Origin of the sequence: Streptantibioticus parmotrematis (assembly GCF_019890615.1) — a bacterium.
Classification (GTDB): Bacteria; Actinomycetota; Actinomycetes; order Streptomycetales; family Streptomycetaceae; genus Streptantibioticus_D; species Streptantibioticus_D parmotrematis.
On sequence record NZ_JAINVZ010000013.1, the window covers coordinates 147,429 to 173,320 of the forward strand.

General features: G+C 66.9%; 20 protein-coding genes and 3 pseudogenes. 15 read left to right on the forward strand and 8 right to left on the reverse strand.

The window, feature by feature from the left end:
• Positions 1-20 precede the first annotated feature (20 nt).
• Both K7472_RS19500 and K7472_RS19505 read left to right on the forward strand, forming a co-directional pair.
• Complete coding sequence (locus tag K7472_RS19500) at positions 21-395, forward strand: ectoine synthase (protein WP_222979782.1); 375 nt, start codon at positions 21-23, stop codon at positions 393-395.
• A gap of 37 nt (positions 396-432) precedes the next feature.
• On the forward strand, positions 433-963 hold the full coding sequence (locus K7472_RS19505; protein ID WP_222979783.1) for a GNAT family N-acetyltransferase: 531 nt from the start codon (positions 433-435) through the stop codon (positions 961-963).
• A 67-nt stretch (positions 964-1,030) separates the two neighbouring features.
• Here K7472_RS19505 and K7472_RS19510 read toward each other — a convergent pair whose 3' ends face one another.
• Positions 1,031-3,838, reverse strand: coding sequence for a helix-turn-helix transcriptional regulator (locus K7472_RS19510; protein ID WP_222979784.1), 2,808 nt, complete (start codon positions 3,836-3,838; stop codon positions 1,031-1,033).
• A 795-nt stretch (positions 3,839-4,633) separates the two neighbouring features.
• Positions 4,634-5,161 (reverse strand): LamG domain-containing protein, encoded by a 528-nt coding sequence (locus K7472_RS19515; RefSeq protein ID WP_222979785.1) that lies wholly within the window; start codon positions 5,159-5,161, stop codon positions 4,634-4,636.
• Positions 5,162-6,045: 884 nt separating this feature from the next.
• Between K7472_RS19515 and K7472_RS19520 the strand changes: the two are divergent.
• The 8 genes and pseudogenes from K7472_RS19520 (at position 6,046) to K7472_RS19550 (ending at position 15,131) form a co-directional block, all read left to right on the forward strand.
• Positions 6,046-6,967, forward strand: a pseudogene (locus tag K7472_RS19520) (IS5 family transposase).
• 736 nt (positions 6,968-7,703) lie between these two features.
• Positions 7,704-9,200 (forward strand): HAL/PAL/TAL family ammonia-lyase, encoded by a 1,497-nt coding sequence (locus K7472_RS19525; protein WP_222979786.1) that lies wholly within the window; start codon positions 7,704-7,706, stop codon positions 9,198-9,200.
• A 79-nt stretch (positions 9,201-9,279) separates the two neighbouring features.
• Positions 9,280-10,728: an O-methyltransferase gene (locus tag K7472_RS33485; protein ID WP_504740133.1), complete on the forward strand. Its 1,449-nt coding sequence runs from the start codon at positions 9,280-9,282 to the stop codon at positions 10,726-10,728.
• Positions 10,729-10,733: 5 nt separating this feature from the next.
• Entirely contained in the window at positions 10,734-12,773 is a 2,040-nt protein-coding gene (locus K7472_RS19535; protein WP_222979787.1) for an AMP-binding protein, read from the forward strand.
• The gene (locus K7472_RS33490) at positions 12,770-13,090 is read left to right on the forward strand and encodes a cytochrome P450 family protein (protein WP_308013989.1); all 321 of its coding nucleotides are present in this window, start codon (positions 12,770-12,772) and stop codon (positions 13,088-13,090) included. The genes K7472_RS19535 and K7472_RS33490 overlap by 4 nt, the downstream gene beginning before the upstream one ends.
• A gap of 592 nt (positions 13,091-13,682) precedes the next feature.
• Positions 13,683-13,946 carry a cytochrome P450 gene (locus K7472_RS33495; RefSeq protein ID WP_308013990.1) on the forward strand — a complete coding sequence of 88 codons (264 nt, stop codon included), beginning with the start codon at positions 13,683-13,685 and terminating at the stop codon, positions 13,944-13,946.
• A 31-nt stretch (positions 13,947-13,977) separates the two neighbouring features.
• A complete protein-coding gene (locus tag K7472_RS19545) occupies positions 13,978-14,322 on the forward strand; it encodes a cytochrome P450 family protein (protein WP_222979788.1) in 345 nt (114 codons plus the stop codon).
• A pseudogene (locus K7472_RS19550) lies at positions 14,312-15,131 on the forward strand (IS5 family transposase). The gene K7472_RS19545 and the pseudogene K7472_RS19550 overlap by 11 nt, the downstream one beginning before the upstream one ends.
• A 325-nt stretch (positions 15,132-15,456) precedes the next feature.
• Here K7472_RS19550 and K7472_RS19555 read toward each other — a convergent pair.
• From K7472_RS19555 to K7472_RS19570, 5 genes are all read right to left on the reverse strand, one after another.
• Complete coding sequence (locus K7472_RS19555) at positions 15,457-16,401, reverse strand: low temperature requirement protein A (protein ID WP_252395898.1); 945 nt, start codon at positions 16,399-16,401, stop codon at positions 15,457-15,459.
• Positions 16,398-16,619, reverse strand: coding sequence for a low temperature requirement protein A (locus K7472_RS32800; RefSeq protein WP_252395899.1), 222 nt, complete (start codon positions 16,617-16,619; stop codon positions 16,398-16,400). Before K7472_RS32800 ends, K7472_RS19555 begins: the two co-directional genes overlap by 4 nt.
• 203 nt (positions 16,620-16,822) lie before the next feature.
• Positions 16,823-17,203 (reverse strand): DUF2255 family protein, encoded by a 381-nt coding sequence (locus tag K7472_RS19560; protein ID WP_222979789.1) that lies wholly within the window; start codon positions 17,201-17,203, stop codon positions 16,823-16,825.
• A 73-nt stretch (positions 17,204-17,276) separates the two neighbouring features.
• Entirely contained in the window at positions 17,277-18,191 is a 915-nt protein-coding gene (locus tag K7472_RS19565; RefSeq protein ID WP_222979790.1) for an alpha/beta hydrolase, read from the reverse strand.
• A 49-nt stretch (positions 18,192-18,240) separates the two neighbouring features.
• Entirely contained in the window at positions 18,241-19,179 is a 939-nt protein-coding gene (locus K7472_RS19570; protein ID WP_222979791.1) for an alpha/beta hydrolase, read from the reverse strand.
• A gap of 177 nt (positions 19,180-19,356) precedes the next feature.
• Between K7472_RS19570 and K7472_RS19575 the strand changes: the two genes are divergently transcribed.
• From K7472_RS19575 to K7472_RS19595, 5 genes and pseudogenes are all read left to right on the forward strand, one after another.
• Positions 19,357-20,238, forward strand: a complete 882-nt coding sequence (locus K7472_RS19575; protein WP_222979792.1) for a helix-turn-helix domain-containing protein — start codon at positions 19,357-19,359, stop codon at positions 20,236-20,238.
• A gap of 187 nt (positions 20,239-20,425) precedes the next feature.
• Positions 20,426-20,680: pseudogene (locus K7472_RS33720) on the forward strand (hypothetical protein); the annotation flags it as partial.
• 52 nt (positions 20,681-20,732) lie between these two features.
• Complete coding sequence (locus K7472_RS32810) at positions 20,733-21,512, forward strand: AMP-binding protein (protein ID WP_252395900.1); 780 nt, start codon at positions 20,733-20,735, stop codon at positions 21,510-21,512.
• Between the two features lie 193 nt (positions 21,513-21,705).
• Entirely contained in the window at positions 21,706-22,674 is a 969-nt protein-coding gene (locus K7472_RS19590) for an SDR family oxidoreductase (RefSeq protein WP_222979793.1), read from the forward strand.
• Between the two features lie 47 nt (positions 22,675-22,721).
• On the forward strand, positions 22,722-23,765 hold the full coding sequence (locus K7472_RS19595) for an SDR family oxidoreductase (RefSeq protein ID WP_252395916.1): 1,044 nt from the start codon (positions 22,722-22,724) through the stop codon (positions 23,763-23,765).
• A gap of 127 nt (positions 23,766-23,892) precedes the next feature.
• Here K7472_RS19595 and htpG read toward each other — a convergent pair whose 3' ends face one another.
• A complete protein-coding gene (gene htpG, locus K7472_RS19600) occupies positions 23,893-25,827 on the reverse strand; it encodes a molecular chaperone HtpG (protein WP_222979794.1) in 1,935 nt (644 codons plus the stop codon).
• Between the last annotated feature and the right edge of the window lie 65 nt (positions 25,828-25,892).

The window sequence follows — 25,892 nt, forward strand, 5'->3', positions numbered from 1 at the left end:
CAGTGCCAAGGAGGACTCAGATGATCATCCGCAGCCTGTCCGAGGCGAAGAGCGTCGAGTGGGGCAGTGGGGTCAGCCGTCGGCTCCTGCTCGCCGCCGACGGCATGGGATTCACCGTCGCCGACACGACCGCGCGCCCCGGTACCGTCTCGAAGATGGAATATTCCCGCCATCTGGAGGCGGTGTACTGCCTGGAAGGACGAGCCGAACTCATCGACAGCGAAGGCCGCACTCACGTGATCGAGCCCGGGGTGATGTACGCACTTGACAAGAACGACGCCCACACCATCGTCGCCGATGCTGAGAAGGGCCTACGCGCTATCTGCGTGTTCACACCGGCACTTGAAGGACCGGAGCGCCACGATCTCGACGAGTCGACGTTCTCCCACTACTGAGTCCGGCCCGCTGACCCCGCCCCGATGGGAGCTTGAGATGGACGACTACCTACGGGAGCCGCGTATCAGTCCCGCGACGACCGACCACCTACCGGCGATCGTGGAATTGGCGGATCGGTGGCAACTGCGCCCAGGAGCTGGCGTTGTCACCGATCAGGGATTCTTGATGGCCGGGTGGGGGCGACGCGACTACGAGTTGTTCCTGAGCGAGGCGGAGCTGTTCTTCGTTGCCATTCATGAGGACGAACTCGCTGGCTTCTTCATCGGCTACAGCTGCGAGCGACGCCACTTTGAGCCATGGCTGCATGCCGAGCTTGCCCGACATCTCGACGCGTACATGCTGTTTGAACAGATGTGCATCGCTCCTGAGTGGGCACATCGAGGCGTGGGCAGCCGAATGATGTCCTCGATGCTCGCTCTCGACCGTTCGGCCCCCGTAATCAGCGAGTCCGCTCGGGTGCCGCTGAACACGGCCAGTACGAATTTGCACCGGAAGTTCGACTTCACACCGCTGGTCGAGCTGACACGTCCGAGCGGCTTGCAGACCACAGTCTGGATCCACGAGTAGGAGAGGAGCGCCAAATCGGGGAGGCGGGGCCCGCATGCGGCCGAGCAGTCGGGGCCCCGTGAGTTCGTTAGTCCGTCTCCCCGACGAGGCGCGCCACCTCCCGGCGAGACGTGATCCGCAGCTTGGCGAGGATGTGCGACACGTGTGTCTCGACCGTGCGCCGCGAAAGCATCAGTTGTCCGGCGATGTCGGGGTTGGACCATCCCTTTGCCACCAGTTCCGCGATGCGCAGTTCACTGTCGGTCAGGGCCTGCCAGCCTGTTGTGGGTCGCTGCCGCATGCCCCGCACACCCGGCCGTACTCCGTGTACGCGCAGCCGGGCCATCGCCCGGCGCACCGTCCAGATGGCACCGAGATTCGAGTAGATGCCCAGGGCTTCGGCCAGCAGAGGGCGAGCCTTGTCGTGCTCACCTGTCGCGGCCCAGGATTCGGCGGCGTCCTCTAGAACGAACCCCAGCATCGCCGTGCGCCCGCTCCTCCGATAGTAAGCGGCCGCACCCTCGATGGCTTCCGGGGTCCTGTCGAGCAGCCCCCGGCACCAAAGGGCGACTGCGGCCCCCTGAGGAGTCGAGGAGAAGTCGTCCTCGCATTCCGCCACTTCGACTGCGGCATGGGCCGTACCTGAGTCCTGGATACTTGTCGCCAACCGAGTCAAGGCGGGAAGGAAAGATCCACGTTCGAGCGTCGCCGCATCGCTGTCCGGTGCTAGTAGCGGCCGTAGTTCCTCGACGCCGAGGTCGGGCCGCCCCGATCTCTCCGCCTGCGCGGCCTGTGCCGCCCGCACCATGATCTCCGGTCCCAGTTTAGCCGCCCCTGCTTTGACGCGGGCCAACATCTCCACCTGTCGGGCCGCTTCAGCACCGTCGTCCCGGTGAGCGGCAATCAGTGCCAGGTGGCTGCACCTGATGATCCCCATCATCGACCCCGCGGGCACCTCCGAAGCCAGCTCGAGGTCGGTGAGGGCGTCGTCCCATCTACCCTGGGGGTAGGAGATCACCGAGGCGGCCTGTACCCGGAGATCGTCCAGGCGCGGGATGTTGCCAATACGTTCCGCCAAGGCCAAGGCCTGCCGTGCACCCTCCGTGGCCTCCGGCAACCTGTCCAGATCGGTGAGCATGGTGAACCGGTTGCCGAGCATCTGCAGGTGCAGGTCCGCCAGGTCGTCGTGGCCGGCCGAGACCGCCAGAGCGCGGTCCACATACGCGAGGCCAGCCTCGAGATCGGAGGCCGTGACACGCTGCATGGAGAGCGAATGGAGCGCGAAGGCCATGCCCACAGGGTCGGTTGTGCGCTCGGCGGTGTCCAGCGCATTGAGAGCGACCATCTCTGCCTCGTCCACCTGCAACCGCGCGCGCAGGGAACTCGACCGTAGCGCGTTGAGCCGGGCGAGCCATGCGGGTGGCCTACCAGGTTCCGTGACCGCGGCTGTGAGGGCCTCCAACGCCTCGGAGCTTCGGCCCATGCGCTGAAGGCTTCGTCCCAGTAGCCAGTCGGCGCGGCAGAGCCGCTCAGGATCGCCCATCGCGCGCACCCTCGCCAGCCGAGCGAGTCTTTCGGCCTGATCCCACCTGCCCAGCAGGTAGGCCACCACGCCCAGTTGGTCCTCCAACACCGCATACCGCGGGTCAGACTCACGCAGTTGACGCAACGCCCGTTCCAGCAGCTCGGACGTGATGCCGGGGGAGCGGTGGGTGAGCGCGACCGCGTTCTCAGCGATCCAGTCCAACTCCCAGCCGTCCGCCTCTTCGGGAATGTTGAGTACCAACTGCGCTACCCGCTCGACAGAGGCACCGCCACGGAACAGGACCTGCGCGGCATGGCGGTACATCGCTGAACGCACGGCTGTTGGCATCGCCTCGTACAGCGTCTGTCGCAACAAGCCGTGTCGGAAGCGTAGCCTTCGCCGGTACGGTTCCACCACGCCCACCGCGATCGCGCCCTCCAAAACAGGGACCAACTCGGGCACCGGCCGCCCCACGATCGCTGCCAGGTCCGTCACGGAGAAGTCCGGTCCCAGCAGTGCCGCGGTGCGTAGCACGTCGCGGACCTCACCGGACAAGAAGTCCAGCCGGTCGGCGATCACCCCGGCCAGCGACACGATGGCGACCGGCGCGGCGCCGGTCCGCAACTCCGCGCGACCGGCGACGAGATGGACGGCATCAGCCCGTCTCAGGGCGTCCAGCAACTCCCTGACATACAGGGGGTTTCCCGACGCAAGTCGAAGCTGCTCCGTCAGAGCGATACCGGGCTCGGCCCCGAGGATGTCGGATGCCATCGTCGTTACGCAGCTCGGCGGCAGAGGGTGCAGGGGGATCACCAGACCTCCGGTTTCCAGCACAACCCTGCGCACCTGCTCAATTGTCGTGAGTCCAGCCGTGGGCCGGTATGAGCCGACCAGCAGCAATGGCGACTGGGTCGCCGCGCGGCACATGCCGCGCCACAGGATGACGCTGGCCTCGTCCAGCCAGTGCAGGTCCTCGACGATCAGGACCAGCGGGCCGTCCGCCGTGAGCCGGTCCACCAGACCGAGCACTCTTTCCACCGCGGCCATTACCGGGTCGCCGGCGACGCCCCACGCTCCGGCTTCCACGGAGCTGGAGAGCGCCGTGGCAGCAGCGGCGCGCCGTGGGTCCGAGGACCCCTCGTCTATGCCCAGAGCTTCCTTCATCACCGACAATGGGAAGCGCTGACCGAGCGCGTCGCACACACCGTGAAGCACCACGCAACCCGCGTCCACCGCTCGTGCCAGGCCCGCCGCCAGCAGCGCCGATTTGCCGATCCCCGGCTCGCCCTCGACGAGAAGCGCGCGGCCGCGCCCCGCGGCGACGTCCGCCACCGCCTTGCGCAGCAAGACCACTTCCTCGTCGCGGCCCACGAACAAGACTGATCCCCCTGTCATGCTAAGACGATATCCAGACACTTGGCTTGAAGGCGACAGCTAGGACCAAAGACAAAGAAACACGAAGTCGCCGCGGCAATACGGGTGAGCTGTGGGCCGTTGTGGTCGACCACGGTGAACCACGCTGCCGATGGCGCCGGGTGAAGACCATACCGCCAAGGGGTCCTCCAGGTCCGCTTCCAGCTGTTGTGTGAACCCATCAGCGTCCAGTGCGTCGGATCGCGGTTCGGGGCAGTCACTCGCCGACGTCAGCATGGGTAGTGGAGGGCGACGGGGCGGGCAAGACCGAACTGCAGCCGGGCCTCGTACCTCCAGTCCTCCAGCCACTTGAGCCGCGAGCGGTCGAGCAGGATGGAGGGCACCTCGTCCGCCGCCCGGATCGTGATGTGTCCGGATCGTGCTGACCAGATTGGTCACCCGCTCGCGGCGTCGGATTCGGCGCGGGCGATCCGCAGGGAGAGCGGCCCGACTCCATCTGCGCGGTCGTACCAGTCTGGGCGCGCGACACACCATCACCTGCGCCATCGGCGAGCTGCGGCCGCTGCTCGCCGAGCGAGGCTCCACCGTCAGTCCCGGAGTGCGGTTGCGGACCCTGGGTGAGGTCGTCGACCACGGCAAGAGCAATCAGAACGCCGCCAAGACCATGGTGCTCTCGTTAGTCATGGCCTCCGGGTGGTGAGCAGGCGTGCCCGTCCACGACTGACCGGACTCTCGTCCCCGGTCCACCGACTGCTCTCGCGGAGGAGGGGACAGTAGTGTCCTGCTGACCAGTCAGAGCCGGCTGACGGCGGTGGCGCTCAGCGCGCTGGAGAACACTTCAACGTGCCCGATACGGCCGGGAAACCAGTCCGCCGGCCGGCCGTCGTACTGGCCCCGACCGATGACGAAGTCGCCTCCAGTGGCGTACGGCGTGGCAGCGACGGATTCACCCTCCAACCGTCCGTCGACGTACAACGAAAGACGCTCGGCGGCAAAGTCGTAGACGCCGACCAAGTGTGTCCAGTGGTTGAGAACGGGACGGCTGGTGGACAGCGCCCTGCTGCTGGCGGGGTCGGCGGAGTCGCTCGCTACCCTGGAGAACGCCCAGCGTTGGTCGACGACGGAATACTGCAGGTAGAACCCGCTGTTCATCGACCCGTCCTGGCTGACGGCAGTGGCGAACGCATACGTGCTGGACAAGGACACCCAGGCGGAGACGGTAAAGCTGGAGCCTGGGCCGGTGGCGAGGTCGGGGCCAGAGGTGGTGACCGCGCTGTTCTTACCGTTGAAGGATCCGCCCATGTCGGCGGAGAACGCCACGCCGCAGGCCTGTCCGCTGTGACGTCCCGTGCTGTCCCCCGGGCCCCAGGCCGCGTTGAGTTGCCAGGAGCCGGTGGGGGCCGGACCGGCGTACGCGCTCGGGTTGTCATGGCCGACGGACGACAGGTGGTCAGTCGGCCGGGGATCGACCGCACGCGTCAAGTGGGTCGATGGCTGTGCGGACGACAGGGACGCGGAGGCAGTCGGTGACGGGGGCGTCGGCGACCCGTCGCCCGGTAACGCGCCGGCCGCCGCCCGAGACGCCGCCGCACCGGAGGCGGCTCGTGCGTGGTGGTCTAACCCGCCATTCGCAAACAGGAACGGAGCCGCGATGAGCGCCGAACCGATGATCGCCATCGTGGCCAGTAGCGGGGCTCGACGAAGTGAAGGACGAGCCGTGGGCGGGGGCGGGATCACGGGCACGGGCACGGCGAGTGTGGGTGGATCGTCCTCAGCCGTGGGGTCCGGATCGGCCCCCGCCCTGCCCCTTTCAGCCCCTGGCGTCCGAACGGCGGTCCGGTCGTTGACCTCGGAGGCGGGTACGGCCGACGGCACGAGGGGCGCCCCGGCTGCGAACTGGACATCAGACATGGCGATGGCTTTGCGGATCACCGGTTCCACCGGCTCCGTGGGCTGCGGATCGTCCTCGTGCGAGGCTTTCACGGGTGTCCTCCGTCGGTTCCGGTACGTCGTCGTGGCCCTGACGAGGTACGGGCCTCGGTGCGGTTGGGTTCAATGAGGGGGCCGGAAGAACCAGGCCGCCGCGGCATAGAACCGAGTGGCGATGCCGTCCGTATCTCTATGGGGGACGGTGGCTGCACGCCCCTCGCCCAGCCCTCAAGGACTGGCAGTGGCTGGCTTGTACAGGAGGCGAGATGAAGCTCATGGTCGGTCGTTGTGGCCCCGCACCCGATCATGGATCTAGGCAGTTTCGCTTAGATCAGCTGGTCGTTGTTCCGGTTGTGCCGTTGACTGATGCGCAGTGGGCGCGGATCGAGCCGTTGCTCCCGGACCGGACACCGAGGCGGGGTGGCCGGTGGCGTAGCCATCGAGTGGTGATCGACGCGATCGCTTTCAAGTTTCAGAGCGGAACCCAGTGGGTTCACCTGCCCGAGAGGTACGGCAACTGGCGGGGCGTCTACAACCGGCGCGGATGTGGGCCGTCGACGGCACCTGGGAGCGGGTGTTCACCGCTCTGATGGCCCAGGCCGACGCCGACGAGGACCTCAACTGGGCCGTATCGGTGGACTCCACGATCGTGCGGGCGCACCAGCACGCGGCGGGAGCCCGCAAAAAGGGGCCCCGGCGGGCGAACCCGACGACCACGCCATCGGCCGGTCCCGCGGCGGACTGACCACGAAGATCCATCTTGCCGCCGACGACCGCTGCCGGCCGCTGGCCTTCCATCTCACCGCTGGGCAGGCGGGGGACGCGCCCGCCTTCACGGACGTCATGGCCCGCCTGCGCGTCCCCCGACCGCGGGGTCGACCCCGCACCAGGCCGGACGTGGTCCTGGCCGACAAGGCCTATTCGTCCCGCGCGATCCGCGACCATCTGCGCAAGCGAGGCATCCGAGCGGTGATCCCCGTTCCGGCGGACCAACGCGGTCATCGACTGCGGCGCGGGAGCCGGGGCGGCAGGCCACCGGCCTTCGACCGCGAGACCTACAAGCAGCGCAACACCGTCGAGCGGTGCATCAACCGCCTCAAGCAATGGCGAGGGATCGCCACCCGCTATGAGAAGACCGCCACCATCTACCTGGCCGGACTACACATTGCAGGGATCTTCCTGTGGTCAGCCAGCTGATCCAAACGAAACCACCTAGCCTTCAGGCCCTCCCTGGCGTTGCTCCTCTGCGGTGTGAAAGGGGACCATAACCGGCGCCGCCGTGTCGTCCAGGAGGGACGAGGGAGGGCGACGGAATGCGCTGTCCAGTATGTGGTGAACCTGCCTCACTGGCCGGGCGCCCCAACGCACTCGCCGTGGTGATTTCATTCAGCTGATAAGTGCTTCTCTTCGCGCAGCCATGAACGGAAACTCTGCCACCGGAAGGTATTTTTCCCCGACCATCTGCCATCGCGGTCGTGGAACAGTTCAAGTGGTCATGGCGTGACCTGAGGAAGTGTCACCAAGAAGCGTTGTGGCCATCGACGAGAGCGGCTGGCGGGTGCGACGGTCTTCCCCGAACGCGCGTAAGCGATCACTAGGTCGTTGATCGTCACTGCCTGGAGTCTGCGCAGGTGGGCTGAGTGAGCAAACGCATAGTGGGTGTCGTTTGAGCTCGCCAGCGAAGTCCGCGCCCCTGAACTCAAGTATGGCTGGCGATCGAGTCCGTGCTGCGGTCGACCTTTCGCAGCGAACTATGCCTCATGGCGGTCCATAAGTCAGCCCGTCAACTCACCTCGATTGCATCGAATTTGGGCTTGACCGCAGCGATCGGGATCGACAAAATTGCGTGCCGCGGTGCTGCTCGCTCAGTGCTGGCCGACCAGATGAGCAGAGTGAGTATTTGATAATGCCAACCAACGGCTAAGGGGCAGGCATGTCTTCCTTGCTCAGCAGTCTGAGTCTTGACGCGACGCTCACGATGGAGATGCTCGAGCGCGCCGCTCAGCCCATCGAAGTGCTGATACCCGATGCCATGATGGCGCAGGTGGAGCGTGGCCACGCGTTCGTCCAGAAGATTCTGGCCGAGGGCGGCCAGCCGGTGTATGGGGCCACGACCGGGTTCGGGCCGCTGGTGGACTTTCACGGCCGGACGGCCCAGGAAGACCAGTGCGACAACGCCTTGCAGCATCTCACCGCCGGCCAGGGCCCCGACCTGCCGCTGCCCGTCGTACGGGCGGCCATGTTGATCCGTCTTCGGTCCCTCTCATGCGGTCTGTCCGGCATCTCGCCCGCCGCCATCGAGGCGTTGCGTGCGGCCCTGGCAACCGCCTTCACTCCGGCAGTACCGACGCTGGGATCGGTGGGTGCCAGCGGTGACTTGGTGCCGTTGGCCTATGTGGCGCAGAGCCTGCGCGGGGTTGGCGACGCCTATGTGGGTGGCGAGCGAATGCCCGCGGCCCGGGCGCTGGCCGCGGTCGGGCTGAGCTCTCTTGTCTTCACCGGCCGGGACGCGCTCTCCCTGGTCAACGGCACATCGGTGACCAGTGCCGCCGGCGGCCTGGCGGTGGCGTCGCTGCAGCGTTCACATGAAGTCGCCATCGCTCTGAGCGCTTTGCTCACCGACCTGCTCGGCGCGGCGCCGGCGTTCCTGCTCCCGCCGCTGCTGGCAGCCTATGGGCATCCGGCAGTCCGACAGGTCGGGCAGGGGCTGACAAGTTGGCTCGAGGGCAGCGTTCCGTCGGGTACCCGCTCGCTGCAGGAGCCGTACAGTGTGCGGTGCGTCCCGCAGCTGCTGGGGGCCGCGCGTTCCGCGGTGGACTGGGCCGGCCAGGTGGTGCAGTACGACCTCGAAGGCGTCAGCGACAACCCGCTGTTCTTCGCCGACGAGGACTTGGTCGCCCATGGTGGCAACTTCTTCGGCCAGCCGACCGCGTTCGCCGCCGACCTGCTCTCGATGGTCGCCACGCAGCTCGGCAACCTGGCCGAGCGGCAGCTGGACCTACTGGTGGACCCGCACCGCAACGCTGGCCTGCCACCCATGCTCACCCCTCTGGCGGGTGAGCACCACGGGGTCCAGGGCGTCCAGCTCGCCGCCACCGCGACGGTCGTCTCGATGCGCCGCCATTGCGTCCCCGCGAGCACGCAGAGCGTGCCGACGAACCTGCACAACCAAGACGTGATCCCGTTCGGCACGCAGGCCGCCTTGACAGCGCTGCACCAGGCGAAGTCGCTGCGGATACTGCATGGCAGCCTAGCCGTCGCTCTGCGGCAGGCGGCGTACTTGAAACCCGGTGGGGCATCGGCTCCTCGGTGTGCCGAACTTGTCGCCGCACTGGCTGACCTGGTCACGCCGATCGCTGAGGATCGCCCTCTGGACGCCGATGTTCGCGCCGCCGCCGATGTCCTGGACCGGGTCGTGCGAGAGGCCTGACGTGACGGAAACGACCACGCGAAGATCCGGACCGTCCGCCATCGGTTCAGGGGGCGATCTGGCCGTACTGCGGCTGCCCATGCCGGAGGAACCGTTGGCTGAGTGTGATGGATTCGCCTGCCGACATTCGGGGGACAGGGCGGGAGCCCGTGCCTCAGCGCCCGAACCTGGTACCACGACGGCCGAGGGGCACGCTTGGTACCGCTGGCTGCTCGGTCACCATGTGTCGTTCGGGGTGTGGCGCCTGATCTGCGGGTCACTGTCCGGCGCGCTGGCGGGAGCCGACCTCGCTGCGGAGCTGTTCGACGTGTACTCCGCGCTTCTGCTCTACTCGGGGTCCTGCACGTCTCAGGTGTACGCGGATGCGATCCGGCCGCGCATGATGTCGTGCCACTCTGCCTTCAGCGGTACCTGGTCGCGGGACTACGAACTGGTTCGGACGTTGCTCGGTCCGCCCTTGTCGCGCAACCGTGGCACGCGGCTCGCCGTCGCCGTCCAGTTCAACAGGCTGGTGCACATGTCGGTCGCCAAGCGGCTTGTGCCCACTGGCAATTCGCTTCTGCGTGACTCGGGAAAGGCCGGCGTCCCCCCGACCGACGACGAGCGCGCTCTCTTCGACTTGTTCTTCAGCACACGTCGGGTCAGCACCTGCTCCGTCGACTTCCGCACGCAGATGATCGAGCGCACTGATCTGATCCTCTCCGACCTGGCCGCACAACCGGTCACCACTCGACACGGGCGAGCCGACCTCGACCGGTTCCAGATGGGCCTGCGCGGCAAGTTCGAACGCCTTGTCAGCATCACCCGGCAACTAACCCACGAGGAAGGGCTGTGCGGTATGACCGAGCAAGAGCAGGCGGTATTCACGGCGGACGCGATGAAAGCCGTGCCGGTCTCCCCCGAACTCATCGACTACGTCCAGCAGCAGGCCGGGCCGCTGTCGCCGACGCAGCGCTGGTTGATCGATCGGACGCGTGCGTTGGGCCAAGCGTTCGAGATGCAGATTCCCCCGGAGCAGGGCCAGTTTCTCACCCTGCTGGCCCGGTCGATCGGGGCCAGCAGGATCGTCGAAGTCGGCACCTTCACTGGCTACTCGACGCTCGCGTTGGCAGCTGGGCTCGGCCCGGAGGGGCAGGTGCTGACCTGCGACCTGTCCGACGAGTGGACCGCGGTCGCGCAGGAGGCATGGAGAGAGGCGGGGGTGGCCGACCGGATAGAGCTGAAGCTGGGGCGGGCTGCGGACACCTTGCGCGCACTGCCGACGGAACCGACCATTGACTTGGCCTTCATTGACGCGGACAAGGTCGGCTACGTCGAATACTGGGAGCTGCTGGTGCCCCGGATCCGGCCAGGCGGGCTATTGCTCGTCGACAACGTTCTTTACTACGGCGACGCTGTCTCCCCGGACGCCGTGGGCAACGCCCGGGCAATCCGGGAGTTTAATGCACATGTCCTGGCGGACGACCGGGTTGAATCGGTGCTGCTGACCATCGCCGACGGTCTCACCGTCGCCCGCAAGAAGTTCTGACCGGCATGACCTCCCAGCCGCCCCGTGCGGCAGCCGAACCGGACGTGAGGGTTTTCCGCCCGTCGTTCGACGACCCGGGCGACATGGGGTTGTCCGAGTACGTACTCGGACGAGCGTCCGCCGGGGGAGACCGGCTCGCCGTCGTGGATCGGTCCCGCGGCGGCCGCCCACGCGAATGGACTTACCAGGCACTGAAGTCGGCTGTGCACGGCCTGGCCGGACACCTGAGGGACATCGGGTTGCGTCAGGACGACGTTGTGGCCGTCCTGACCGAAACCAGTTCGGAGTTCGTGATCGCCTACTACGGCGTGCTGGCAGCCGGTGGGGTCGTACTGTGCCTTGACCCCCGGGGTACCGAAACCGGTTGGAAGGCGGAACTGGCCTTGTGCCGTGCACAAGTGCTCGTGGTGGAGACCGCGCTCTGGCCCTGTCCGCCCCGCTCGCCCAAAGGCGACGTCCACATAGGCCAGTGCGGGAAGGAGGTACCGACCTGGTCGGAGGTGATCGCGCCGCGGGACGCGGCCGGGTACGCCCCGGGGGGCCACCGCCGCGCAGTGCTGATGTCCTCGAGCGGCACCCAGGGACTGCCGAAGAAGGTCGTTCTGACCCATCGCAACCTGACGGCCGGACTGGCGCAGATCGCGAGTGTCCACCGCGTCGGCGACGGAGAAGCGGTGACGTGCGTCGGACCGCTGCGGCACATATACGGCATGCAGATGGCCATGAACCCGGTTCTTCGGGCCGGCGGCACCCTCGTCATCACCGCGGCGCGTTTCCATCTCACCGAGCTGCTCGATGCCATCCGCGAGCATCATGTGGCCGTTGCCTACCTGGTGCCCAGCGTCATCGTCGAACTCGCCGACCTGCCCTCGCTCCCGGACCTGCCGGGACTCCGCTTGATCGTGTCGGGGGGCGGCCCGTTGGCAGCGTCGGCGGCGACCGAATGCAGTCGGCGCACGCGGACCCCCATGGTGCAAGGATTCGGCATGACCGAGGCAGGGTGTGTGTCCTTCACCCCAGACAGCCAACCGGGGCCTGTGGGATCCATCGGGGTTGTACTACCGGGGACGGAAGCGCGCTTCGCGGATCCGGGGACCGGTGAACCTCTCGCACCCGGCCAGGCCGGAGAGCTGTGGGTCCGGGGTCCGCAGATCACCCCCGGCTACCTAGAGGACCCTGGCCCTTCCGCGTGGGATCGCGACGGCTGGTTCCGTACGGGAGACCTCGCAATCCAAGACTCCCGCGGATACCTGCGGATCGTGGGCAGAGTCAAGTCGCTGATCAAGTACAAGGGGCACCAAGTGGCCCCTGCTGAGCTCGAGGCGCTCCTGCTGGCCCATCCCGCCGTGGTGGACGCGATGGTGATCGGCGAACCCGACAGCGCTGTTGGCGAACTGCCCAAGGCGTTCGTCGTGGCCTCTCGGGACGTTTCACTCCGTGAGATCGCCGCATACGTCGCCGCCAGAGTCGCTGCGCACAAACGGATCCGGCGTATTGAGCGGGTCCGCGAGATCCCACGCTCAGCCATGGGCAAGCCGGCTCGTCCCGCGCCGCTTCGGGTGATCGTCACTGCTGGTTCGACAGGTCCTTGGCGGCACGTCGCCGCCGAGCTGGTTGGAGCGGGCGCATACGTGCTGATCACCGGAGAGGAGGAGATCAGCCTGGCTGAGGTCACCGGGCAGCTGCGCGGCGCACCGGGCTTGATCGCCTCGACCGTGGTCGACACCGGCAGCGCGGGGTCATGGGCGGATACCGCTTACGCGACGTTCGGCGGCATCGATGTCTTCATCGATACCGCGCACACAGGACTCCTCCGCGCGATGGCGTCGAGAATGGCCGCAGCGGGCTGGGGCCGCCTCATCACACCAGATACCGAAACGGCCGCTGACGTGGCCCGAGAACTCACCGGCACCGACGTGAGCGTGGTCGCCTACCACCCGGGACACCTACCCAGCCGACCCGCGGCTCTCATGGCCCTCGCCACTGGTGCCGTGGACCACCTCTCCGGTTCGTGTTCCACCGCGGAAGATCTGGAGTGCCCATGACCGACGCAACATTGGACTACCCGTTCAATGATCCACGCACCCTGACCGTCTCGGGGAAGTACGACCAGCTTCGCGGCTCCCGGCAGCTGCCGAAGGTCCGGCTTCCGTTCGGCGAACCCGCCTGGCTGATCACCGAGTACGCACAGGCCCGGTTCGTCCTGGGAGATTCTCGCTTCAGCCGGGCCGCCGCGAGAGGCCGGGACATCCCGCGGCAGTCTGACTCGCCGAATGAAGCGGGTCTGCTGGCGATCGATCCGCCTGATCACAGCCGGCTGCGCTCCCTGATCGCCAAGGCGTTTACCGTAGGGGCGGGTTGAAGGGCTTAGGCCGCGGATCCGCGCGCTCGCCGAGGAGCTCATCAACGCGATGAAGGGCGCTGGCCCCCCAGCGGATCTGGTCGAAGATTTCGCGCTGCCACTCACCTTGGGTGTTATATCCGATCTCCTGGGAGTTCCGGAGGAAGACCGCGGGCGGTTTCGTGTCTGGAGCGGCTCGCACCTGTCGACCAGTGTGCTGTCCGCCACGGAGACGACCGCGCAGTCCCGAGCGCTGCACGCCTACATCACGGGTCTGACGGACCGGCGGCGTGCGGATCCGGCTGACGACCTGTTGAGCGACCTCATAGAGGCCAGGACCAGGATGACCGACTGTCCGGAGACGAACTTGTGCAGGTGGTGATCACGCTCCTGTTCGCCGGCTACGAAGCCACCTCCACGCAGATTCCCAGCTTCACGCGCTTTCTTCTGGAGCGGCGCGGGTGGTGGGCTGAGCTGGTCACTCATCCAGAGAAGATCCCGGTCGCGGTGGAGAAACTACTCAGGTTCGTGCCCTTGATGGCTGGCGCCGGAACGATGCCGCGTTACGCGCTGCACGGCGGTAGGCGAGACTGTCATCGCCGAGGGCGAGCCGGTGATCGTGTCGCTGGGCGCGTGCAACAGGGACACCGGGGTCTTCGAGAACCCCGGTGAGTTCTGCATCGACCGACGGCCCAAGTGCCATTTGGCCTTCGGGCACGGCCCGCATCACTGCGTGGGGATGTCGCTGGCCCGCGTCGAACTGCAGGAGTCGATTGGTGCCCTCCTGCGTGCGCTCCCTGGCCTCCGGTCGGCCGGGGAAGTCAAGTGGAAGGACCAGGTGATGCGCGGCTTCCGCACGATGCCGGTTCGCTGGTGAACCGCCGGTCCTTGAGTACAGAGAGGTCGATATGGAACTTGCACAGCAGCAAGGGGTCCCCGAGCACCTGGGCCGTATCAGGATGGTGGACCTGATGGCCGAGCCGTACGGCACGCTGGCCGGGATCCGGGAGGCCACGCCGGCGTTCGCGATCGAGAACAACGGTTACCGGATGTGGGCCATCACCCGGTATCGAGACGTCCGCAAGGTTCTGGCAGAGCCCACGGTGCTCCGGGACCTCGTCGAGAACCGCCATGCGATCAACGCGCACTGTATCGTCCGCCCCTTGCCAAGAGCACACCTCCCACACGGATCTAGACGCAGCTTCTTCGACCGCGACGGCGAGAACCATCATCGGCTTCCGGATGCGTGCTGATCTTGTTCCGGATGACCTGTGGGAGCGGGTGGCGCCGCTTCTGCCGCCCGCTTCCGAACGGCGTCACCGCCACCCGGGCCGACTGCGTGTTCCGGACCGAGCGGCCTTCGCGGGTGTCATGTACGTCTTGCGCACCGGTGTCGCCTGGCGCGATGTCCCGGCCGAGACCGTGGGCTGCTCTGGCGTAACGGCCTGGCGCCGGCTGCGGGACTGGACCGATGCTGGCGTCTGGCCACGTTTGCACGCCGCCCTGCTGACCGAACTGCGCCGCGCCGACCTGCTGGACCTGGATGACTGTGCCGTGGACGGTTCTCACGTCCGGGCCTTCAAAGGGGGGATCACGCCGGCCCCTCTCCCGTTGACCGTCCCCGTCCCGGCCCAAGCACCATCTGATCGTCGACCGCCATGGCACCCCGCTCGTCGTCACGCTCACCGGTGGCAACCGCCATGACGTCACCCAGCTCCTGCCACTGCTGGACGCAATCCCAGCGATTAGGGGTCTGCGAGGCCGTCCACGCCGCAGCCCCCGGCGTCTGTATGCCGATCGGGGCTACGACTTCGACAAGTACCGTCGTCTGCTGTGGAAGCGCGGCATCAAGCCGATGATCGCCCGGCGCGGCGTCGCGCACGGCTCCGGGCTGGGCAAGGTGCGCTGGGTGGTCGAGCGCGCCTTCGCCTGGCTGCACCAGTTCAAGCGGCTCCGCATCCGCTACGAACGACGTGCGGATCTTCACCAGGGCCTGCTCGAACTGGCTTGTAGCTTCATATGCCTTCGCCGCCTCCGAACTTCATTCTCCAAAGTTCAGTAAGGTTGCTCGCCAGCTGGGTAGCAGTGTCGTCGCCTCGTACAGGGCCTCAGCGAGTCGAACTTCGATGCCGGGCCCCTCTGTGGGTCTTCGCTCCGATTGTGGCCGGCGTGATCCCGCTCGCTGCCTTCGTGTGGGGGCAGAGCCACGCGGCTAGCCGGCTGCACCCTGGGCGGCACCGACGAACAGATGCTCCGGCTCCTGGAGCCATACGCCGCGGGTAGCCCGGCTTATCCTGTCGTCGCCTGCCCCGCCGCAGGGCACTTCGGGCGCCGCACAGTCTCATCACTCATCTCCGACACGACCGAGGCGGCTGCAGGGAGAAGGGTTAGGCGTTGGCGGTGTCGATCGGCTGTCTCCAGACGAGCACGGCGACGGTGCCCGCGAGTATGACCGCGGTGAGGGCGAAGGGGACGGGGATCAGGGGGTCGATCAGGATCAGGAGGCCGGCCAGGGGCAGGATGGTGTTGACGACGCGGTCGGCGTGCGGCCTGATCGCCAGGGCCCAGATGCCAAGGACGAACACTGCCAGAGGGATCGTGTAGGCGAGCGATGCCCAGGGCTGGTGGAGGTCGCTGTGCCCGGTGAGCACATCGATTTCGACCTCGATGCCCGCGGAGAATGCACCGGCGGCGGCGAAGATGAAGAAGTGTCCGTACCCGTAGGCCAGGGAGCTGGAGAAGCTTGAGATGGCGTGGTGGTGCGGCGGCCAGAAGTAGATCCACCACAGGGCGGCGGTGGCAACCAGCGTCAGTGCGGCGACGCCGATCAGAGGTGTGAGGTGGTCGGTCTCGTGGAGAGCCTCGATGATCGCGTTGGCCGACGCGAGCAGGCTTTCACCGAGCAGGATGAGAGTGAACAGGCCGTAGCGCTCGGTGATGTGGTGCGGGTGCCACGGGGTGGAGCCGGTGCGCTCGGCGACGATCGGCACGGCAAGTTCGGCGCCCACCAGGACGACGAGGGCGATGAAGAACGTCGATTCCGGCAGCAGCAGGGAGGCCAGCCACAGTAGTTGGACGCCGGTGATGCCGCTGGCGTAGATGAGCGTGGCGCGCCGCGCCGGTCCGGCGGAGCGGGAGGCGCGCAGCCACTGGGCGACCAGGGCCAGGCGCATGACGACGTAGGCGAGGATCAGCACCGAGTAGTTGTGGTCCTCGAAGGCCGGTTTGATCCCGGAGGCGAGGACGAGCACGCCGCCCATCTGCACGATGGTGAGCACTCGGTAGAGCCAGTCGTCGGTGTCGAAGGAGGTGGCGAACCAGGTGAAGTTCATCCAGGCCCACCAGATCCCGAAGAACACGATCCCTTAGTTGAGGAGCCCTTCGAGGACGTGCCCGCCCGTAGAGCGTGGTGCAGCGACACCGCGGCGATGCTGACGGCGACGACGAAGACGAGGTCGAAGAACAGTTCGAGGGTGGAGGCGGTGCGGCCCTCCTCGTCGGGGTCGCGCGGCCGCATCGGGACCAGCCGGAATCGGGATTCGATGGTCATGACGGGGATGCCTCCGTGTCCTGGTCATGAGAGGTCCGGGACCAGGGGTGGGGTGCCCGGTCCCGGATGCTTGCCGTAGACGGTGGCGACGACGGGGATGACGTGACCGTTCGCACCGGCAGACCGGACTGGTGATGGCGGGCAGAACAGGCCGTGCGGTCCGGGGCGTCACCCGCCACGGACCGCTGCACGCATCCGGGGCGTCAGTCCTCGGGGACCACCTCGAGGGTGTTGCGGCGTACGGGCTCGGTCGACATCGTCACCGAGTACTCGCTGTCCGCATACTTCTCCAGGTAGGAGGCGTCGACGGCCCGGTTGGTCTCCTCGTCGTCGGAGTCGACGGGTACGAAGCGCACCGGCTTTTCGACCCCGCCGGCCGAGATCCGGCCCCGGCCGGACTTCAGGGCCGGCCCGTACCACTTCCCCTGCGTGCCGTTGTAGGAGCGGATGAAGATCCGGTTCCCGACGGGCACGGACCAGATGTCGACGGTCTTGGGGGTGGTTCCGTCGGGCAGGGTCGCCCCGACGGTGAAGTAGGTCTCGGCGTTGATGCGGTCAAGCTCATCCGGGGTCCAAGCGGTCATGGCCGGTCTTCCTCTCGCGTCTGCGGTCAGGCTGCCCCGCATGAGCGGTGCGGGGCAGCGACGACTGCCTGGGTCAGAGCTTGTCGGCGAAGAAGGGGCCGAGCTTGCTGACAGCCTCGCCGACCTCCTTCTCGCCGTCGTAGAGCTCCATGTGGTTCGATCCCTCGACGACGTGGAAGGACTTGTCCTTGCTCGCGGCGCGCGCGAACAGGTCATCGCTCATCCACTTCGATCCGGCCTCGCTGCCCGCGATCACGAGCAGCGGCTGCGTGAGGAACGCCTCGGCCTTGTGGAAGGCGTCGTAGGTGATGATCTGGCTCAGGCTGCGCGTGGTCATGAAGCCGGGTGCGTTGGGGTGCTCGCAACGCGGCGTGTGGTAGTACTCCCACGCCTGGCGAAGCTCCTCGTTCGGCGCGTCTTCCTCGCGCATCGGTGCGAGCGGGAAGGGGTTGTCCTTGCCCTGGACATCGGTGGTGCGGGCCTCCGCGCCCATCGCGAGCAGGGGGGCGGCGTCGGCGTCGGCGACGTCGTTCGTCCAGCCGTTGCGGAACATCTGGCCGATGTTGACGAGGCTCACGGTGCCCACGGCCTTGATGCGGGGGTCGTTGATCGCGGCGTTCGCGGTGTAGCCGGCCCCGGCACAGATGCCCATCGCGCCGATGCGGCTGCTGTCCACGTAGTCGAGCGTGGTCAGGTAGTCGACCACGGCGCTGACGTCCTCGGTGCGGATGTGCGGGTTCTCCAGCTGTCGCGGCTCCCCGGTGCTCGCGCCCTGGAACGAGGCGTCGTAGGCGACGGTCACGAAGCCGTGCTCGGCGAGCTTGCCCGCGTACAGGCCGGCTGCCTGCTCCTTCACGCCGCCGCCCGGGTGGGAGACGACGATCGCCGGGTAGGTCTTCGACGCGTCGAAGCCTTCCGGGAGGTTGATCACCGCGGCGAGGGTGGTGCCGTAGCCGTTGAGGGTCTTGATGCTGATGTTCTTGCGCATGACTTTCCTCGGGTTGATGTCCGAATGGGTGTCTCTGGGTGGGCCGGGCTCACAGGTGGGTGCCGAAGAACTCCGTCGCGGCTTCGATGGCCTGGCGCGTCGGGTCCGGCTGGTCGTAGAGGTCGTAGTGCGAGGTGTCCTCCACGACGAGGAGGCGCTTGTCCTTCGAGGTGGCGCGGCCGTAGATCTCCTGGCCGTCGCGGTAGGCGCCGAACCCGCCGGGCTTGTCGCCGATCACGACCAGCAGCGGCCGGGTGAGCAGCTGTTCCGCGTCGAAGAACGCGTCCCAGCCGATCGCCGCCGCGCGACGCGACAGCACCGCGCTCGTGGCACCGCCCGCGCTCTGTCCCCGGCCGGTCTTGTAGTAGTCCGTGGCCTCCAGCACGTCGATGTCCGTCAGCCCCGCTTCCCGTCCGGCCTCGACCGAGAGGGGCAGAAGGTCGTCGACCCGCGGATCCGCGCCGCGCGCCTCGGCGGTGCGCTGCGCCGCCATCTGCTCCAGAGCGCCGATCGGGTCGTAGCCGCTGAACGACTCGCGGCTGAGGCGCCCGAAGTTCACGCCGGTGATGCTGGTGACGGTCTTGATCCGGCGGTCGGTCATGGTCGCGTTGATGACGTAGCCGCCACCCCCGCAGACCCCGATCCCGCCGATGCGGTCCGCATCGACGTACGGCAAGGTCACGAGGTGGTCGACCGCGACGCGGACGTCCTCCACGCGCTGCGCGGGATCCTCGATCAGACGCGGCTGCCCGCCGCTCTCACCCTGGTAACTGGCGTCGAAGACCAGCACCACGTAGCCAGCCTCCGCCAGCGCCTTCGCGTACACGTTGCCGGCTGTCTGTTCCTTGCAGCTGCCGATCGGGTGAACGCTCACGATCGCCGGATAGGAGCCGTTCTCGTCGAAATCCGCGGGGAGGTGGAGGATTCCCGCCAGGTCCCAGGCCATCCCCGGGGAACGGAAGCTCACGCGCTCGGTCCGTTCAGTCATGTTTCCTCCTGGCTGTCCCACTCATCGTCGTCCGGGCCGCGGGCCGGCGCCCGTCGGCTCTCACGACATCAACTGTGGTCGCCCTCGACCGAGGGCGGAAGGTTGCGATGGAACCCCCCTCAGAGGGGGGTCTGGCAGAACCTGGCCCCTGGCCCCGATCGCCCATAGCGTGAGGTCATGGCACCGAAGGACGAGCGCGTACGGGACTTCCTGGCCACCCGCCGCGCGAAGATCACCCCCGACATGGCCGGCATCCCGAAGGGCAGCGGAGCGCGCCGCGTCCCCGGACTGCGCCGGGAGGAGGTCGCGATGCTCTCCGGCGTCTCGGTCGACTACTACACCCGGATCGAGAAAGGCGACCTGACAGGGGTCTCCGACGAGGTCCTCGACGCCCTGGCCCGTGCCCTGCAGCTGACCGAGGACGAGAGCGCCTACCTCTACGACCTTGCCCGCACCGCGCGCCGCCCCTCGCGGGCGAGGAGACAGCCGAAGGCCGCGGCGGGGGTGCCGCAGCAGGTACAGCTGCTCATCGACACGATGAGCGCCACCCCCGTCATCGCCCTGAGCAAGAGGCTCGACGTCCTCGCGTCGAACCCGCTCGGCCGGGCCCTGTTCGACATGGCCTTCACCAGCCCGACTCGACGCTCGTCATCCTCCCCGCCGAACCTGGCCTCCGTCGTCTTCCTCGACCCCGCCGCGGCCAGGTTCTACGACGACCTCGACGATGCGGCAGCCGCGTGCGTGCGCATCCTCCGTGCCCAGGCCGGCGCGACACCGCACGACAAGCAGCTGATACAGCTCGTCGGCGAGCTGTCCACGCGAAGCACCGACTTCAGATCCCGCTGGGCCGCTCACGACGTCGGCGTCCACCGCGCGGGCAGGAAGACCCTCCACCACCACCAGGTCGGAGAGCTCATCCTGGGCTTCGAGGAACTGACCCTCGAATCCTCTCCCTCCATCACCTTGTCCGCGTACATCTCCGAGCCCGCCTCGCCCACCGCCGAGCGCCTGCAACTGCTTGCCAGCTGGGCAGCGACGACCGCGGCGGCGCACCCGTGAATCAGGCTGACCGCACGCCGAAGCGGGTCGTCTCGATGCCGCCGATCTTACGGAGCACGGTCAGCAGGGCGGCGTCCAGGCGTGGCCAGACGCCAGCCCCGGTCCAACCCCGCAGCCAGCTCCAGGCCGTCACGCCGAAACAGCCCCGGGACGTCCCGCCAGGTTCGAGACGATCAGTTACGGGGAGCTGTGGGAGCGGGCCGGCGCGGTCGCCGCCGATTGGCACCACGACTCCCTACGCGCCGGGGAGTTCGTCTGCATCCTCGGCTTCACCAGTCGTGACTTCACGACCATCGACCTGGCCTGTCTCCGTTCCGGAGCGACTTCTGTCGCGCTGCAGTCCAGCGCGTCGGCCGCCCAACTGAGACTCATCATCGGGGAGACCGAGCCGTGTACCCTCGCGTCCAGTGTTGAACTGCTCGATACCGCCCTGGACGCCGCGGCCGAGAGTAGTTCGCTGCGCCGCATCCTCGTTTTCGACTACCTGGCGCAGATTGACGAGCAGCGGGAGGTTCGACGCTGCCCGCCGGCGCCTGGCGGAATGGGGCCGCCCGATCACGCTCGACTCACTGAGCGACGTCATCGAGCGCGGGTCGGTCCTTCCGCCCGCTCCCGATTTCGAGGCCACGTCTGACGACGACCGGCCGGCGACCCTGCTGTACACCTCCGGCAGCACCGGTACCCCCAAAGGCGCCGTACTGACCCACAAACTGATCAGGTATCTATGGACGGAATACTGGCCATACGCTCGAGGTTTGCCGATCATCGGTATCAACTACCTGCCTATGAGCCACGCGGTCGGCCGGGCCGTGCTGATGGAAACCTTGGTCAGCGGTGGTGTCGGCTATTTCGCGGCCAGGAGCGACCTGTCGACGCTCCTGGAGGACATCGCGCTGGTCCGCCCGACCGAACTGCTGGTGGTTCCACGTGTCTGCGAGATGCTGCTGCAGCTGTATCAAGGCGAGCTCGATCGTCGGAGTCGCATGGTCGGGGTCGATGAGGATGAGGTGCAGGCGGAGCTGCGGGAGAGGGTCCTCGCCGGCCGCGTGGTCCGGGCGGGCACCACATCCGCACCGCTGGCCGACGATACCGCGGAGTTCATCCAGTCGTGCCTGGAGGTTCCCCTGCGTGACGGCTACGGATCGACGGAGGCTGGTCGTGTCATGTACGACGGGCACATATCGCGGCCGCCGGAATCGCCTACAAGCTCGTCGACGTTCCCGAACTCGGCTACTTCCGCGCTGACAAGCCGTACCCGCGAGGTGAGCTTCTGATCAGGTCCGAGACTCTGATCCCGGGCTATTACAAGAGGCCGGAGCTCACGGCGGAGATCTTCGATGAGGACGGTTACTACCGGACCGGCGACATCATGAGCGAGCTCGGACCGGATCAGCTAGCGTTCGTCGATCGCAGCAATAACGTGCTGAAGCTGGCGCACGGCGAGTTCGTCGCTGTCTCGGGCTGGAAGTGCTCTTCTCCACGAGTCCGCTGATCCGGCAGATCTTCATCCACGGCAGCAGCGAGCGAGCCTTTCTCCTCGCAGTGATCGTCCCGACCCCAGCGGCGATCGATCGCGCGAGGACCACGTGCGAAGATCTCAAGCCGATCATCAGCGAGTCGCTTCGGCGGATCGCGCGGGACGCGGACTTGAAGTCCTACGAGTGCCCGCGTGACTTCTTGCTGGAGACCACGCCCTTCAGCCCAGAGAACAATTTGCTTTCCGACCTCCGCAAGCCGTCGCGACCCAGGCTCCTTGCCCACTACGGTGCTCGTCTGGAGCGGATGTACACCGAATTGGCTGAGAAGGAATCGCGTGAGCTGCACGAACTGCGGCACACCGGTAAGCGCGGCCCGGTCATCGACATCGTCGTTCGGGCGGCCCGGGCGCTGCTCGGATGCCCCGCCGGCCCCGAGGACCATTTCACCGAGCTGAGCGGCGACTCTCTGTCAGCGCTGGCCTTCTCCCGATTGCTCGGGGAGATCTTCGACACGGAGATATCGGCCGGCGTCGTCCTCAGCCCCGTCAACAACCTCAGGCGACTGGCGAACCACATCAAGACCGCACTGGACGAGGGGGCGGCGACGCACACCTTCGCGGAGATCCACGGCACCAGTGAACGGCAGGTCCGTGCCAGCGACCTCGCGCTGGACAAACTCATCGACGTGAAGACGCTCGCTGAGGCCGAGACGCTACCGTGCCGGCGTGGCCCCGTGCGCACCGTACTGGTGACCGGCGCGACCGGATACCTCGGCCGGTTCCTGTGTCTGGAGTGGCTCAAGCGAATGGAGTTGGCCGGAGGTAAGGTGCTGTGCCTGGTCCGGGGTGAATCCGACGATCAAGCGCGCAAGCGGCTCGAAGCGGTCTTCGACAGCGGCGACGCTGAGCTGGTCGAGCACTTCCGGGGCTTGGCCACCGACCGTCTGGAGAGGTCATAGCAGGAGACCTTCAGAAGCCCGCCTTTGGGCTTGACCGCCCGACGTGGCTGCGACTGGCCGACACGGTCGACCTGATCGTGCACCCTGCGGCCCTGGTCAACCACGCCCTGCCCTATGACGAGATGTTCGGAACCAACGTCGCAGGAACGGCCGAGTTGATCCGGCTGGCCATGACCCGGCGACTCAAGGCGTTCACGTACATCTCGACCTTCGCGGTGGTCTCCTCCCAATCGTCAACCGCGGACGAGGATGCCGACATCCGACTGTCCAGTCCGGTCCGGAGGCTCGACCAGAGCTATGCCAACGGCTACATCACAAGCAAGTGGGCAGGTGAGGTTCTCCTGCGCGAAGCGCATGAGCAATGCGGACTGCCCGTGGTCGTCCTCAGGCCGGGCATGATCATGGCCCACCGCCGGTATGCCGGGCAGCTCAACGTGCCTGACGTGTTCACCCGCCTGCTGATCAGTGTCGTCGTCACCTGCACCGCCCCTCGTTCGTTCTACCGATCACGTGGTGCCCACTACGACGGGCTTCCCGTGGACTTCCTCGCCGAAGCTGTGGTGGCACTCGGCCAGCGGAAGGCGGACGGGTATCACACGTTCAACGCCCTCAATCCCCACGACGACGGCATCTCGCTCGACGTCGTCATCGACTGGCTGATCGAAGCGCGTTGTGCCATAGAACGGATCGACGACTACAAGGAGTGGTTCACCCGCCTGGAAACCGCGGTCCGGGTACTGCCGCAGAGACAGCGGCAGCACTCGCTGCTGCCGCTGCTGCACGCCTACGCCGAGCCGCAGGAGGCTGTCGGCGGGCTGGGCCTCCCGCCTTCGGACCGGGTCCGCGCGGCCGTGCGCGAGGCCAGGACAGGAGTGTCCGGAGGCATCCCCCCTTTCAGCTTCCCTGATCCGAAAGTATGTCGCCGATCTGCGTCTGCTGGGTCTGATCGAGACGGGGGATCCGGCAGACGGCCTCGCCCACATCCCGGAACGAGACGAAGGCCACCGATGACCTGGCGTCGACTTCCGGCCTGCGGTCGACCGCCGAACGTCGGTGCTGGCGAAGACGTCGGTGCCCGCGAAGAGTTATGACTCCAAGCGCAGCGAGATGTCCGGTCACGGGGACGGTGCACCGCGCCCGGTAGGCGCTCCCCTTCGGTCGCCTACGGGCTGGGAGCTCTCGGTGAGCCAGGCCGCCAGATATCTGGAGGCCCCTTCGCTACAGCCCGCGGCCGAGGCGGTCCGCCACCCGCTTGGTAAAGCCCGAGGGGTCGGAGGGCATCCCGCCCTCCGCCAACAGCGCCAGGTCACGAACAAGTTCCGCGAGATCGCCCAGATCGGCGTCCGCTGTGTCCCGATGCTCTCCGAACGCCGCGTTGAGGCCCGTGACGAGGGGATGGCCCGGATTGAGTTCCAGGACGCGTAGTGAGCGAGGTACGTCCTGCCTCATCGCCCGGTACACGCTCTCTAGCGCAGGGGTGAGACCGCCCTCGTCCGAGACCAGGCAGGCGGGGGAGGTCGTCAGCCGGGTGGAGAGCCGTACCTGCTTGACGTCGCCACCCAGCTGTTGTGTCATCCATGCCAGCAGCTCGGAGAACTCCTCCTGCCGCTCGTGGGCGCGACCGGCTTTGTCATCGCTGTCAGAAGACTCCTCGGCGTCACTGTGGGCGGCAGACCGAAGCCGCCTTCCCTCGAATTCGTTCACTTGGTCGACCCACACCGCGTCTATCGGGTCGGACAACAGCAGGACCTCGATCCCTCTCTCGCGGAATGACTCCAGGTGCGGGGAGTTCTCGATGGCCTGTCGGGAGTCGCCAGTCAAGTAGTAGATGTGCTCCTGACCCGCTGCCATGCGCTCGATGTATTCTCGCAGGCCAGTCGGACTATGCGTGTCGTGGGTAGACGGGAACGCACTGACGGCGAGGATCGCCTCCCGGTTAGGCGGATCGGTGATAAGCCCCTCCTTTACGGCTCGTCCGAACTCCCCCCAGAAGGTGAAGTAGCGCTCGGGATCTCGCGACATCATGTCCTTGACGGTCGCCAGGACTCTCTTGGTCAGCCGACGGTGCATCATGGCGATTCGGCGGTCTTGTTGGAGGATCTCGCGCGAGACGTTCAGCGACAAGTCCTGTGCGTCGACGATGCCCCTCACGAACCGCAGATACGTGGGGAGAAGCGCCTCGCAGTCGTCCATCACGAAGACCCGCTTGACGTACAGATGCAATCCGGCGCGGTAGCCTTGGGTGAACAGGTCATGCGGGGCGCGGGACGGGAAGAACAACAGGGCCTGGTATTCGAACGTGCCCTCGGCCTGAAGGCGGATCGTCTCGAGCGGGTCGCTCCAGTCGTGGCTCATGTGCCGGTAAAGCTCGGCGTATTCGGCCTCGGACACCTCTTCGCGAGGACGAGCCCACAGTGCCTTCATGGAATTCAGTGTCTCCGGCTCCGTGGCGGCCTCCGCGTCACCGTCGACCGGGTCCGTGCCATCGTCGGGCTCCAGTCCCGCGTCCTTCATGCGGATCGGCCACGCGACGAAGTCGGAGTACTGCTTCACGACCTCGCGGATCTTCCAGGCCGCGCTGTAATCGTGCAGCTGGTCGTCACTGTCCACCGCCTTGAGGCGGAGGGTGACCGCGGTACCTTGTTGGGGCGTGACCGCGGTGTCGATGGTGTATGTGCCCTCGCCGGTCGATGTCCAACGGGTGCCGTCGCGCTCACCGGCCCTGCGGGTGACCAAAGTGACTTCGTCGGCGACCATGAAGGCGGAATAGAAGCCCACACCGAACCGCCCGATCAGACTCTCCGCCCCGAGGGCGTTTTCACCCTGCCGCCATTCGCGGAGAAAGGATGCCGTGCCGGAATTGGCGATGGTGCCGATCAGTTCGGTCACCTCGGAGCGCGACATACCGATTCCGTTGTCACGTACTGTCAGCGTCCGGGCCGTAGAGTCGGCTTCGATGGATATGTGAAGGTCGGAGACTTCCGCGTCCGCTGCGAGGCCGCGCAGGGACGCCAGACGCAGCTTGTCCAGTGCGTCGGAGGCGTTGGATATGAGTTCGCGGAGGAAGATGTCCTTGTTCGAGTAGATCGAATGGATCATCATTTGCAGCAATTGGCGTGACTCGACCTGGAATTCATGGGTCTCAGCTGGCATGTGCGGATTATCCTTTCGGTCTTGGGTATGAGGCGGCCCCGGGGGGCCTGCGGTTAGGTTCAGCC

Bases quoted from the DNA above. Each gene is read 5' to 3' on its own strand.
- K7472_RS32800 (WP_252395899.1), bottom strand. From the start codon at position 16,619: ATGACCATCGAATCCCGATTCCGGCTGGTCCCGATGCGGCCGCGCGAC.
- htpG (WP_222979794.1), bottom strand. From the start codon at position 25,827: ATGCCAGCTGAGACCCATGAATTCCAGGTCGAGTCACGCCAATTGCTG.
- K7472_RS19565 (WP_222979790.1), bottom strand. From the start codon at position 18,191: ATGCGCAAGAACATCAGCATCAAGACCCTCAACGGCTACGGCACCACC.
- K7472_RS33490 (WP_308013989.1), top strand. From the start codon at position 12,770: ATGACCGACGCAACATTGGACTACCCGTTCAATGATCCACGCACCCTG.
- K7472_RS19570 (WP_222979791.1), bottom strand. From the start codon at position 19,179: ATGACTGAACGGACCGAGCGCGTGAGCTTCCGTTCCCCGGGGATGGCC.
- K7472_RS19525 (WP_222979786.1), top strand. From the start codon at position 7,704: ATGTCTTCCTTGCTCAGCAGTCTGAGTCTTGACGCGACGCTCACGATG.
- K7472_RS19535 (WP_222979787.1), top strand. From the start codon at position 10,734: ATGACCTCCCAGCCGCCCCGTGCGGCAGCCGAACCGGACGTGAGGGTT.
- K7472_RS33485 (WP_504740133.1), top strand. From the start codon at position 9,280: ATGCCGGAGGAACCGTTGGCTGAGTGTGATGGATTCGCCTGCCGACAT.
- K7472_RS19500 (WP_222979782.1), top strand. From the start codon at position 21: ATGATCATCCGCAGCCTGTCCGAGGCGAAGAGCGTCGAGTGGGGCAGT.
- K7472_RS19555 (WP_252395898.1), bottom strand. From the start codon at position 16,401: ATGAACTTCACCTGGTTCGCCACCTCCTTCGACACCGACGACTGGCTC.
- K7472_RS19545 (WP_222979788.1), top strand. From the start codon at position 13,978: ATGGAACTTGCACAGCAGCAAGGGGTCCCCGAGCACCTGGGCCGTATC.
- K7472_RS19575 (WP_222979792.1), top strand. From the start codon at position 19,357: ATGGCACCGAAGGACGAGCGCGTACGGGACTTCCTGGCCACCCGCCGC.
- K7472_RS19560 (WP_222979789.1), bottom strand. From the start codon at position 17,203: ATGACCGCTTGGACCCCGGATGAGCTTGACCGCATCAACGCCGAGACC.
- K7472_RS19505 (WP_222979783.1), top strand. From the start codon at position 433: ATGGACGACTACCTACGGGAGCCGCGTATCAGTCCCGCGACGACCGAC.